This window comes from Paenarthrobacter sp. NPDC089675 (assembly GCF_044749185.1).
Lineage (GTDB): Bacteria > Actinomycetota > Actinomycetes > Actinomycetales > Micrococcaceae > Arthrobacter.
This window is the reverse complement of sequence record NZ_JBIVHM010000003.1, coordinates 190770-203230: the sequence shown is the minus strand read 5'-3', so window position 1 is coordinate 203230 and position 12461 is coordinate 190770. Positions and strand designations below refer to the sequence as shown.

The following is a 12461-nucleotide window of genomic DNA, read 5'->3' as shown; positions in this document are numbered from 1 at the left end:
ACAGCAGCCGGCGACGGCGGCACCCCGCCCTTGGTGCCGCCGTCGTACTTTAAGCCTTCACTCGGCGATGTCCTCGGCCCACAGTTCAGGGTGTTCTTCCTGGAACGCCCGCATCATGTCGACGCAGCGGGGATCGTCGAGGACCACCACCTCCACGCCACGTGACCGCAGGAGATCGAACTCGCCGGGGAAGGTCTCCGCTTCACCCACCACCACCCGCGGGATCTTGAACTGGATGATGGTCCCGGTACACATCGCACAGGGGGCAAGCGTGGTGTAGAGGGTGGTGTCCCTATAGGTCTTCTGGCGTCCGGCCGCCCGCAGCGCGGACATCTCTCCATGCGCAATCGGGTCACCGTGCTGGACGCGTTCGTTGTGGCCGCTTGCGATGACCTCTCCTCCGCGGGCCAAGGCCGCCCCGATAGGGATGCCCCCTTCGCTGAGGCTCTTTTGTGCGGCCTGGTATGCGGCTTCGAACGCCGGGTCTGTCAGGGCTGATTCAGTCATGGGGGCAGTCTAATTTGCCGGGCCTCCCGAATTGCCAAGCCTCCTATATTGTCCGGGCCCGCTATATTGTCAGGGCCCGCTGATAGCTTGGCAGCAAGGGTTTCAGCTTTGCTTGGCGTTAGGAGTCGGTCACCGTGTTCTTCCTCGATCCGGAGATAGCGGGCGCGCCCCGGGACCTGGTCTATTCCGCCAGCGACCTTGTCATTGCTGCCACGTGCGAGTACCAGCTGCTGCGCAAGCTCGACGAGAAGCTGGGACGGTCGCCGGTTCCCGATTTTGCCAAGGACGCGATGCTGGATCGTACTGCCAAGCTGGGCGATATCCACGAGCACATGGTCCTGGACGAGTTCGTAGCGGAATTTGGGCCTTGGGATGCGGCTACTGGAAGGGGCGTGTACGACGTCGATCCCGCCACTGAGATGGACCGCGCCACCCTTACGGCCAAGCATGCGGAATCCATCGAGGCTTTGCGGGCCGGCGCGGACATCGTGTTCCAGGCGGCATTCTTCGACGGCGTATTCCACGGCAGGTCCGACTTCCTGGTCAAGAGGCCCGGCGGCACCTATGCCGTCTTCGATACAAAGCTTGCCCGTCATGCCAAGGTCACGGCACTGCTCCAATTGGCGGCCTACGGGGATCAGTTGCTCAAGGCCGGGATCACTCCGGATCCGGTGGTGACGCTGGTCCTCGGCAACCGCGTGCACTCCGACCATCCGCTCGCGGAGATCCTGCCCGTCTTCAAGGAACGCCGCGAACGATTCCTGCGGATGACCTCGACCCGCATCGGTGAACCTGAACCCGTCCAATGGGGCGATCCCCGCTACACGGCATGCGGCCGTTGCGACTACTGCGCCGAACAGGTGTTGCTGCACCGCGACCTCCTGAAGGTTGCCGGAATGCGGATCAGCCGGCGGAAGAAACTGATCGAAGCCGGCATCACCACCATCGACGATTTGGCTGCCCTGCCTCCCGAAGGCGACCACACCTTGCTGCGGCTTAGGGAGCAAGCCAGGTTGCAGACCGGCACCGGGAACCCGGACGGCACGGTCCACTACACGGACAAAGCAGGCGAATCCAAGTCCGTCAGCTACAACGTCCTGCCCGACAACACACTGGGCAGGCTCCCCGCACCTGATCCGGGCGACATCTTCTTCGACTTTGAGGGCGATCCCCTCTGGCAGGATCCAGTCACCGGAAAGTGGGGCCTGGAGTACCTGTTCGGCGTCGTGGAGACCCCGGAGGATCCCGAGGCCGCGCCGGTGTTCCGGCCGTTCTGGGCCCACTCGCGTCCCGAAGAAGGCCAAGCATTCGTGGACTTCCTGGACTACGTGGACAAGCGGCGCGCCCAGTACCCGGGCATGCACATCTACCACTATGCGGCCTACGAAAAGACGGCCCTCAGGAACCTTTCCCTCACGCATGTGGTGGGCGAAACCGCCGTCGACGATCTTTTGCGGCAGGGCGTCCTCGTGGACCTTTACGATACGGTCCGGCACAGCATCCGGGTTTCAGAGAACTCCTACAGCATCAAGAAACTCGAGCCCCTGTACATGGGCCGGCATTTGCGGTCCGGTGACGTGACCGACGCCGGCGCTTCCGTTGTTGCGTATGCGGACTACTGCACAGCCAGGGACAACGGACAGGCCGAGCAGGCCGCTGCCATTCTTGAGAGCATTCGGGACTACAACGAATACGACTGCCTCTCCACCTTGGAGCTGCGGAATTGGCTGCTGGCACGCGGGGCGGAGCGGGGAATTGTTCCCGGCGGTGCTGAAGCTTCGCCAGTGGATGCGGAGTCCACGCCCGAGCCGGCGAAGTATCAAGCCGCGCCGGAAGAACAGGCACTGTTCGAGTACCTTGACGGGTTGTCCGACCACGAGCGGGCTTCAGCGGATTCGCGGGCCATTGGCATCGTGGCGGCGGGAGTCGGCTACCACCGCCGGGAGGACAAGCAGTACTGGTGGGGGCATTTCGACCGCCTTGAGAAGCCCACATCTCAGTGGGACGACGGGCGGGACCTCTTCATTGTTGACCACGCCCAAGTGCTGAAGGACTGGGCAAAGCCAACGCCCAAGAGCAATCCGGCGCGGATCCTGAAATTGGCGGGCCGTTCCGGTGACGGAGCAGGACTGGAGGTCGGCAAGAAATACTTCAGGATGTACGGCCCTCCGCTGCCTGATGCCTTGGTCGCAAAAGAGTCGTCCGTCTTGGGCCGGAGTGGTTGGGACGGAACAGAGGTGGTGGAGACCGGAGAGGAAGACGACTTCGAGTTCGTCATCGTCAAAGAAGGGCTACGCAATGATTCTTCGGAGTTCCGGCAACTCCCCATGGCTCTCACTCCCAGCCAGCCCATCTTCACAACAGGACAGAAGGCCGCACTGGCCGCCCTCGCCGCACGACTGCGGAACTCCCTGCCCGAATGGCCAAAACAACCTGCCCTGGACATCGTCCGCAGGCAACCGCCGAGGCTGGCCACACGTGAAGCACTGCCACCCGTCGGGGCGGGACCGGATGGATACATCGACGCCATCACCGACGCCGTCAAGGACCTGGACAACTCCTACCTCGCAGTCCAAGGACCTCCCGGCAGTGGAAAGACTTACGTTGGAGCCCATGTCCTGGCGCGGCTGGTGGACGAGGGCTGGAAAGTGGGCGTCGTTGCCCAGTCGCATGCCGTGGTGGAGCACATGCTGTGCGCCGCCGTGGAGAAGGCCGGCGTCGATCCGGAACGGGTAGCCAAGGAGGTCAAGCACAACGATCCCCTGCCGTGGAAACGGTGCGCCAAAGCAGACGTCGAGGGCATCCTGGCCAAACCCGGGGGCGCCCTCATCGGAGGGACAGCCTGGACCATGGTTGGCGCTTCGGTACCGGAAGGATCTCTGGATCTGCTGGTCATCGACGAGGCCGGACAGTTCTCCCTGGCCAACACCATGGCCGTCAGCCGGGCAACCAAGCGCCTCCTGTTGCTCGGCGACCCCCAACAGCTGCCGCAAGTCAGCCAGGGGACGCACCCGGAACCCGTGGACGAATCGGCCCTCGGCTGGCTCTCCGAGGGCTACAACACCTTGCCGCCGAACCTCGGCTACTTCCTTGCCCACTCATGGCGAATGCATCCCGCTCTGTGTGATGCCGTCTCCGACCTCTCCTACGACGGTCGGCTTGAGGCAGCACCCGCGGCGGCAAAACGCCACTTGGAGGGCGCCCGGCCTGGAATAGCTTGCGTGTACGTTGACCACACCGGCAACTCGACGTCTTCGCCCGAAGAAGCCGCAGAAGTCGTGCGGCAAGTACAGGCACATCTGGGGCTCCAATGGCTGGACCCGGAAGAAGACGGACCACGTCCCCTCGATGAGACGGGCATCCTCGTCGTTGCCGCCTACAACGCGCAGGTGCAGCTCATCAAGCACCAACTCCGGGAGGCCGGCCTCGGCAGCGTCAGGGTGGGCACTGTGGACAAGTTCCAAGGCCAGGAAGCGCCCGTGGTGATCGTGTCCATGGCGGCCTCCGCAGCGGGCGAGGTTCCCCGTGGAATGGAGTTCCTTCTCTCACGCAACCGGATCAACGTGGCAGTGTCGCGCGCGAAGTGGCGTGCCGTCGTCGTGCGTTCCCCCGAACTGACCAGCTACCTCCCCACGCACCCGGAGGGACTGGAGAACCTGGGCGGTTTCGTAGCCCTTTGCCAGCGCGCTCAGGACGCCAACTGAGTCGCAGTTGGGGTCGTTCCCAGGGCTGGGAACGACCCCACTGCGACCTACTTGGGGAGGGCGAGGGCTTCGTCCAGCACACGGCCGAAGTTCACGGGATCGTGCGCGAAGCGGCCCAGGAACAGCCCGGAAACCCCGGTGAGCTGCGGGAGGAGACCGGGTTTGGCCGAGCCTCCATAGATGATCGGCAGTCCGGCCAGGCCATGTGCGGCAACCAGCCCGCGAAGCTCCGCAACCACGGCCGAGACATAGGTGGCCGAGGCAGGCTCGGGGGCCCCAATGGCCCAGATGGGCTCGTACGCAAGCACCAAGCGACCGGCAGCGGACCAGTCCCCCGCGACGGCCGCTTCGATGCTCGCGAACACGAACCCCGCAGCCTCAGCGGGTTCGCAGCGGAGTTCCTCGCCGACGCACAGCAACGGCGTCAGGCCGGATTCGACGGCGGCACCCACCTTGCGTGCGATCATCTCGTCGGACTCACTGAACCAGCGCCGCCGCTCGGCATGCCCGATTTCCACCAGCCCAACCCCAAGCTCGGCGAGCATGGACGGTGAAACCTCGCCGGTCCACGGCCCGTCAGCCCAACCGCAGTTCTGTGCACCGAGTACCAAAGGTGTACCGGCCACCAGGTCGGCCGCCGCGGGAAGCACCGGGAATGACGGGATGACAAACGGGACCACCCGCCCGGCCGCGAGGGCCGGACGGGTGTCCACTTCTTTCACCAACTGCTCCAGCCACGCCAGGGATTGCGCATAGCCCAGATACATTTTGGTGCTGACTCCCACATAGACGGCGTCAGTCTTCAACAACATCACTTGCCCAGCAGCTCATCTGCCTTGTTGGTGAAGGCCCTGGTTCCGAACATCATGATCGCTGCGAGGAAGGGCAGGACGCCCAGCGCGTAGACGCCCATGGTTCCGGTGTCCGACGCCGTTGCCTCGTTGACCGCAGTGCGGAGGATCGGTGCCACGAAGCCACCCAGGTTGCCGAGGGAGTTGATGAGGCCAATGCCCGCAGCTGCGGCAGTTCCGGTGAGGAACGCCGTCGGGTAGGACCAGGCGATGGGGCCGATCGCCAGGAAGCTGCACACCGCGAGGGTGATGAAGATGATGCCGAGCGCCGGCTGGTGGTTGGCCCCGGCCCAGGCGGACCCGAAGATGCACAGGCCCGTTGAGACGAACAGGGCTGTACCCCAGCGGCGGCGACGGATCACCGTGTTGGCGGCCTTGCCAATGAAGAAGCAGGCAAAGATACCGAAGAACCACGGGATGGCGGTCAGGAGCCCGACCACGAGCCCCACCTTCTGGCCGGTCAGCTGGGACACCTGCTGCGGAAGGTAGAACGTCACACCGTACACCGCGATCTGCAGGCAGAAGTAGATGATGGTGAAGTACCAGACCTTGCCGTTCCGCATGGAGGCGAGGACGCCGCGGGGGCCGGATTCTTCCTTGACGTTGTCTTCGAGCGCCATGACGTCGGTCAGCGCAGCCTTCTCGTCCTTACTAAGGAACTTGGCGTCCTGCGGGCTGTTGATCAGGAAGAAGAAGGAGGCGATACCGGCAAGGACGGCGAGCAGGCCTTCGACGAAAAACATGACCTGCCAACCGGCCACTCCGGGAACCTGGTCGCCGATGTTGATCAGCCAGCCGGACAGCGGAGCACCGATCATCTGCGAGAACGGCTGGGCCAAGTAGAAGATGGCGAACATCTTCACGCGGACCTTGTTGGGGAACCATGCCGCAAGGAACATGATGACGCCCGGGAAGAGGCCGGCTTCGGTGACACCCAGCAGGAAGCGGAGGATGATGAATGAGGTTTCGCCTTGCACGAAGGCGAAACACGCAGAGACGATGCCCCAGGTGATCGCGATGCGGGCCAACCAAACTTTGGCACCGAACTTGGTGAGCAGCAGGTTGCTGGGGATTTCAAACAGTGCGTATCCGATGAAGAAGATACCGGCACCCAGCGCGTATGCACCTGCGGTAATCCCCTTGTCCACACCGAGGGCAGCCTCAGCGAAGCCCACATTGGTGCGGTCCAGGAAAGCCACAACGTACAGGATGACCAGCATGGGCATCAGCCGGAATGAAGCCTTGGATATCGCCGACTTCAGAACCGGCGAATCCAGCAACTCCTTGGTGGAAGTTGAGGCTACGGACATTGAAACTCCTCTTTGAGTAGTCATTTGGGGGTGATGGCTTTGGGCGCGCGCCATCAACGCGGTAAAGCCTGCGCCGAACAGAGCCGTCAGCGCGGGTAGAGAATGAGCACCATGCCCACAAGGCAGGCGATGACGCCTACGGCAAGGTAGATCTTCCGTTCACGGGTCCAGGTCTTCATCGACGAAGGCCTAGTGCATGTACAGGCCGCCATCCACATTCAGCGTCTGGCCGGAGATGTATCCGGCGTCCTCGCTGATGAGGAAGGCGATCGCTGCGGCGATATCGCGGGTGGAACCGACGCGGTTTACCACGAGGTCCTTGACGAGTTCGTCCTTGCGTTCCTCGCTCAAGGTTCCGCCCATGATGTCGGTGTCGATGGGGCCGGGCGAGATCGCGTTGACGGTGATGTCGTATTCGCCGAGCTCGCGGGCCGTGGCGCGGGTCAGTCCGATCACGCCTGCCTTTGCAACGGAGTACGGCGTCTTGGAGAAGGTGCCGCCGCCGCGCTGGGCGGAAACCGAAGAGATGTTGACGATGCGGCCAACGCGGTTCTTCACCATGGACTCAGCCACCCGGCGGGTTGCGTAGTGCACGCCGTTGAGGTTGATGTTCAGCACGCGGTCCCATTCGGCGGGTTCGAGTTCCAGGTAACCGATGGGTGAGCTGACACCGGCAACGTTGGCGAGTGCCACGATCTGCGGCAGCTCGGCTTCGAGCTCGTCAATGGCTGCGCGGACTTCGGCTTCGCTGGCTACGTTGGCGCCCACGCCGTGTGCCTGGACTCCGTATTCCGCGGCGATTTCCTTCGCGGCGGCCTTGCATGCGGCGTCATCGAGGTCGATGATGCCGATGTTCCATCCCTGCGCTGCGAGGTAGTTCACGGTTGCGCGGCCGATGCCGCGCTCTGAGACAGCGCCTGTAACGATTGCCGTCCGTGATGCGGGGAAAGTCATGTGTTTCTCCTGTTTAGTTGATGGGAGCCGGGCCGAGCTCTTCGATGAGCTTCTGCATGGCCACGTATGCCTTGTTGCGGTATGCGATGAGTTCCGGTGTGCGCTCGGCGGGAACGTTGAGGAAGCCTGCACCCGTCTTGGTGCCGAGCTTGCCGGCTTCCACAAGATCGGTGAGGATCTTCGGCGTGGCGAAGCGTTCCGGGAAGCTGGTCTGCAGCGACTTGTAGCAGAAGTTGTAGACGTCCAGGCCCGCCATGTCGGCAATGGCGAACGGGCCAAAGAACGGCAGGCGGAAGCCGAACGTCGTACGCACCAGGGTGTCGACGTCGTCGGCGGTTGCGATGCCCTGCTCCACCAGCTGCGCGGCCTCGTGGAACAGCGCGTACTGCAGGCGGTTCAGGACGAAACCGGTGACGTCCTTGACGACGGCGGTCTGCTTGCCGGCAGCGTGCACCATTTCCTGCGATGCCGAGACCGTTGCAGCCGAGGTGCCTGCATGCGGGATGACCTCGACGCCGGGGATGAACGGGGACGGGTTGGAGAAGTGCACGCCCAGGAAACGCTCCGGGTTGGTGACGGCTTCGGCCAGCGCGGCGATGGAGATGGTGGAGGTGTTGGAACCGATCAGGGCGTCCGGCTTTGCGGCGGCGCTGATCCGGGCCAGGGTCTGGTGCTTGATCTCCAGGACTTCCGGCACTGCTTCTTCGATGAAGTCGGCATCGGCAACGGCTTCCTCGATGTCCTTCGCAGCCCACAGGTTCTGCTTGAGGATCTCCGTGGAACCTTCCGGGAAGAGTCCGTCGGCGATGAACTGGTCCGATTCTTCCAACAATCGGTCGTAGTTCTTCCGGGCAACCTCTGCGGATACGTCCGCGAGGGCCACGCGGGCGCCACCGAGCGCCAGAACCTGGGCGATACCGCCGCCCATGTATCCGGAACCTACGACGGCGATCTTCCGGGCTTGGGTTTCTGCTGTAGTCATGGTCAGACCACCTTTGTGTAGTCGGGTTCGTAGGAGCAAATGGCGTCCACCTTGGCAGCGGAAGCGGAGTTCTCGTCGAAGCGGTGGCCAAGCCATTCGCCCACGAGCTTCTTGGCCAGTTCCAGCCCGATGACACGCTGGCCGAGGGTAAGTACCTGGGCGTTGTTGCTCAGCACGGAGCGTTCCACGGAGTAGCTGTCGTGTGCCGTGACGGCACGGATGCCGGGGACCTTGTTGGCAGCGATGGCCACACCGAGGCCTGTGCCGCAGATCAGCAATGCCCTGTCGGCCTCGCCTTCGGCTACCTTCCGTGCGGCATCGACGGCGACGTGCGGGTAGGCGGTGGAATCGTTTGCGCCCACACCCACGTCTGTCACCGAAGCTACCCGGGGATCGGCTTCGAGCAAGGCCTTGAGTGCGTTCTTGTATTCGACGCCTGCCTCGTCATTGCCGACGACGATCCGCCAGCCTTCTGTTGTACTCATGCTTCTGCTCCGTTTCCGGCTTGGGCCGCCGAAGCGGCGGAGGCCAGTTGTGAATCGATGAATTGTGAGATGCGTGAGGCGATCAGCCCGAAGGAAACCGCGCCGGGATCGGGGTGGCCGAGGCTCTTTTCCGCAAGCGGGCGGGCCCTGCCTTTAAGGGGGCGCAGCTCCGCGGTTGCCGCGGCAGCGGACTCTGCTGCCGCAGCAGCGACTGCCAGGGCGCGGTCAACCGGACCACCGCCGTCGAGCTCTGCCAGGAAAGCGTCCCGGAACGGGAGGAGGGCATCCACCATGGTCTTGTCGCCGGCCTCGGCTTTTCCGAGTTCGGTAATGGCGCCGGCAAACGCGGTCACGGCCGCCCTCGCGTCCTGCGCCGTGTACGAGTCACGGTTCCCGAGCGCCTGTCCGGCCGCGATGACCGCTGAACCCCAGAGCGCTCCCGATGTGCCTCCGGCCCTTTCGCTCCAGGCCTCGCCGGCTGCGAGAAGCACCCGCGAGACCGATGAACCCGAAGCCGCCTCACCAACGGCCGCAGCGGCGTCCACGCCGCGGCGCATGCCAATGCCGTGGTCACCGTCGCCGGCGATCGCGTCCAGTTTGCCGAGTTCCTCTTCATGTTCGACGACGACGTCCCTCACCTGGGCGAGTACGGCCACGGCCTGCCGCCCAAGTTCGGCAGCCGCAGTGGTGGGCTGCTCGCCTTCGGAGGTTTCGGCGTCGTCCGTCAACGCAGCGGTCCGGGGGGCGCGGGGCGCCATGCTTCCCTTGCGGAAGGCGGGCGTGTCAGCGGGAGCCGACCAATACTGCTCAAGTTCCTCATCCAGCCAGAGCAACGTCAGGGACAGGCCGGACATATCCAGGCTGGTCACCAGCTCGCCGCACTCGGGTTCGACTACCGTGAGTCCGGCACCGGCAAGGAGCTTCTCGATCTTGCCGAACAACAGGAAGAGTTCGTCATACTTCACGGTGCCCAGGCCGTTGACGATCGCCACCACGCGGTCCCCTGCACCTTCCGGCTTATCCGCGAGCAGCTTGGAGACCAGCAGTTCGGCGAGTTCGGAAGCCGTGGGCATCGGGTGCTCCGAGATGCCCGGCTCACCATGGATGCCGAGCCCGAGGGACATCTGACCCGCCGGAACGTGGAACAGCGGATCCTTGGCGCCGGGCAGGGTGCAGCCATCGAAGGCCACGCCAAGGGAGCGGGTCCGGTAGTTGGTCTTGAGGGCCAAACGCTCGACGTCGTCAAGGTTCAGTCCCGCTTCCGCAGCGGCTCCTGCAATCTTGAACACGGTGAGGTCACCGGCGATGCCGCGGCGATTCTCGAGCTGATCGATGGGTGCGCTGGCGATATCGTCCGTCACCAGGGCCGTGCGGGTCTCGATGCCTTCGGCGTTGAGCCGCAACTGGGCCTGGCCGAAGTGCAGGACGTCGCCGGCGTAGTTGCCGTAGCTGAGCAGCACGCCGCCTCCGGCATTGGCTGCCTTGGCCACGCGGTAAACCTGTCCGGCCGCCGGGGAAGCGAACATGTTGCCGCACGCCGATCCAGCTGCGAGCCCGGGACCTACCAGTCCGGCGAAAGCCGGGTAGTGTCCCGAACCGCCACCCACCACGAGTGCCACCTGGCCCTCGGGTATTTCGGTGGAACGGACCACGCCGCCGTCCACCCGGGCCACGTAGTTGCGGTTTGCCGCGACGAATCCGTCCAGTGCTTCATCGGCAAAGTCTGCGGGGTTGTCGAAGATCTGCGTCATTTCGCGGCTCCCGCCAGCTCCGCCGCGGGCTGCTGGCGGCCCTGGGCAACCTTGCTCTTCCCCAGCACGTAGCCGTCCTTCTTGGGCAGGACGTGGCGGCGCAGGTAATCCTGGTTGCTCGCAGTGACGCTGAGGCCGTCGCCGCCATAGTGCTCTACGCAAAGGATGCCCTGGAAGCCGACAGACAACGCGAACTTGAAGGCTTCGCGGTAGTTGATGAGGCCGCTTTCCATGGGCGCAGGCATCGCGATGTAGCTGTCGCGGGCCACGTCTTCGTCGCGGATGTAGTTCTTCATGTGCCAGTAGTTGGAGTATGGCAGGGTCTTGGCCACAAGTTCGCGCCAGTCCTCGATGGGGCGGTGCACGCGGATGAGGTTGCCGAGGTCGGGGTTGAGGCCGACGTTGTCCAGTCCGATGTCCTGGACCAATTGGACCGAGGAGTCGCCGGTGCCGAGGTACGTGTCCTCGTACATTTCCAGGGAGATGAGGATGCCGGCGTCGGCGGCGTGCCGGCCAAGTTCGCGGATGCGGGACACGGCGTTGTTCCAGGCTTCCTTGTCGCCGACCGGGTCCTTGTACCCCTCAACGGTCCAGAACCACAGTTGCTTCTGCTGTTCGGGAGTGATGGCCTGGTGCAGGCCGAAGGAAACTACTTCGCAGCCGAGTTCGGCGGCGGCGTCGATGGTGCGGTGGCTGTAGGCGAGGTTCTCTGCCCAGTCCTGCTGGTGGATGACGCTGCGGCGGATGGCGGAGATGACGGGAATACCGATGCCGACCTCGTTGGCGGACTGCTTGAACTCGGCGAGGCGTTCCTTGCTGAGGTCGCCCGGACGGACCCAGCTGTCAGTGAGGTCGGCGTTGGCGAAACCGGCGTCCTTCACTTCCTGGAAGACGTCAGCCCATACGGAAGCATCGGCGTCGTTGACGTGCCGGCCCGAAGCGTCGGTGCCCGGGAACTGCAAAAGGGCCGCGGTGATGGGCCAGTTTTCGGCGGTATACGCCATGAGTAATCACTCCTTCGTGCAATCCTGTTTCCTATAGGATTTACGAACCAAGCAAAGCTGTCAACCCTTTGGCGGAAACTTCCTAGATCCTATATGTCTTACATATGTTTGTGAAGGGGGTCACTCGGGCGCTGGGCTTGTGGGTGGGCTACACCCGGTTGGCTAGTCTTCCGGTGCGTCCGCCATGGCGCGGCCACGGACCTGCTCGACGTGGTGGACCATGGCCTGGGCCGCCTTCTCGGGGTCGCCGCTCATCATGGCATCCAATACCGCCTGGTGCTCGGCAATAGCCTGCTCAGCGTCGGTGATACCCACTCCCCCGAACAACCTGAAGCGCTGGATCTGCCCGCCGAGGGTGTTGTACGCCGCGAGGAGGAACTGATTGCTGGCTTGGGCGGCGATGAGTTGGTGGAAGCGCTCGTCTGCTTCGAGATAGCTGCGGTATTCGGCGAACGTGCCGCCACGGGGCGCCGTCTTCAGGTCCTCCACCGCCTGCTTCAAGGCGTCCAGGCCGTCCGGTGTCATGCGGGAACAGGCCAGCCGGGCATTCACCGGCTCAATCGAGAGCCTGGCTTCCATGAGCTCCGCGAAGTCCTCGCGCGTGAACACGGGCGCCACACGGTACCCCTTGAGGGCCACCCGGCGAACCATGCCCGTGTGTTCCAGTCGAGCCAGGGCCTCGCGCACGGGAGTAGGCGAAACTTCAAGTTCCCGGGCCATACCGTCAATGCTGACTGCGGCGCCCGGCTCCAGCCGCCCGTCCATGAGCCACTCAAGAAGGGCCTCATACACATGGTCGGCAAGGACTTGGCGGCTCACCGGAAGACCGGTACGGACGGACCTTGGAGAAGCTGCAGGCATGCCCAAATCCTATAGGAACGCGCCGCCCAAGCCTCCGACATCCCCAAAAGTG

The 12461-nt window shown here is 63.9% G+C and carries 10 protein-coding genes; 1 reads left to right on the top strand and 9 read right to left on the bottom strand.

The annotated features are described in order from the left end of the window. Positions 1-57: 57 nt before the first annotated feature. The gene (locus ACIPY2_RS08535) at positions 58-507 is read right to left on the bottom strand and encodes a nucleoside deaminase (RefSeq protein WP_400265944.1); all 450 of its coding nucleotides are present in this window, start codon (positions 505-507) and stop codon (positions 58-60) included. 134 nt (positions 508-641) lie between these two features. Between ACIPY2_RS08535 and ACIPY2_RS08530 the strand changes: the two genes are divergently transcribed. Next, complete coding sequence (locus ACIPY2_RS08530; RefSeq protein ID WP_400265943.1) at positions 642-4211, top strand: TM0106 family RecB-like putative nuclease; 3570 nt, start codon at positions 642-644, stop codon at positions 4209-4211. A 47-nt stretch (positions 4212-4258) separates the two neighbouring features. Here ACIPY2_RS08530 and ACIPY2_RS08525 read toward each other — a convergent pair whose 3' ends face one another. From ACIPY2_RS08525 to ACIPY2_RS08490, 8 genes are all read right to left on the bottom strand, one after another. Further along, positions 4259-5023 (bottom strand): triose-phosphate isomerase family protein, encoded by a 765-nt coding sequence (locus tag ACIPY2_RS08525; RefSeq protein ID WP_400265942.1) that lies wholly within the window; start codon positions 5021-5023, stop codon positions 4259-4261. Continuing rightward, the gene (locus tag ACIPY2_RS08520; RefSeq protein ID WP_400265941.1) at positions 5023-6372 is read right to left on the bottom strand and encodes an MFS transporter; all 1350 of its coding nucleotides are present in this window, start codon (positions 6370-6372) and stop codon (positions 5023-5025) included. The genes ACIPY2_RS08525 and ACIPY2_RS08520 overlap by 1 nt, the downstream gene beginning before the upstream one ends. Positions 6373-6561: 189 nt before the next feature. After that, positions 6562-7326, bottom strand: coding sequence for an SDR family NAD(P)-dependent oxidoreductase (locus ACIPY2_RS08515; protein WP_400265940.1), 765 nt, complete (start codon positions 7324-7326; stop codon positions 6562-6564). A gap of 13 nt (positions 7327-7339) precedes the next feature. Next, entirely contained in the window at positions 7340-8308 is a 969-nt protein-coding gene (locus tag ACIPY2_RS08510; RefSeq protein ID WP_400265939.1) for a 3-hydroxyacyl-CoA dehydrogenase family protein, read from the bottom strand. 2 nt (positions 8309-8310) lie between these two features. Then, positions 8311-8793: a ribose-5-phosphate isomerase gene (locus ACIPY2_RS08505; protein ID WP_400265938.1), complete on the bottom strand. Its 483-nt coding sequence runs from the start codon at positions 8791-8793 to the stop codon at positions 8311-8313. After that, complete coding sequence (dhaL, locus tag ACIPY2_RS08500) at positions 8790-10544, bottom strand: dihydroxyacetone kinase subunit DhaL (RefSeq protein WP_400265937.1); 1755 nt, start codon at positions 10542-10544, stop codon at positions 8790-8792. Before dhaL ends, ACIPY2_RS08505 begins: the two co-directional genes overlap by 4 nt. Continuing rightward, a complete protein-coding gene (locus ACIPY2_RS08495) occupies positions 10541-11548 on the bottom strand; it encodes a sugar phosphate isomerase/epimerase family protein (RefSeq protein WP_400265936.1) in 1008 nt (335 codons plus the stop codon). The genes dhaL and ACIPY2_RS08495 overlap by 4 nt, the downstream gene beginning before the upstream one ends. Before the next feature lie 162 nt (positions 11549-11710). After that, positions 11711-12409, bottom strand: a complete 699-nt coding sequence (locus tag ACIPY2_RS08490) for a GntR family transcriptional regulator (RefSeq protein ID WP_400265935.1) — start codon at positions 12407-12409, stop codon at positions 11711-11713. Positions 12410-12461 lie beyond the last annotated feature (52 nt).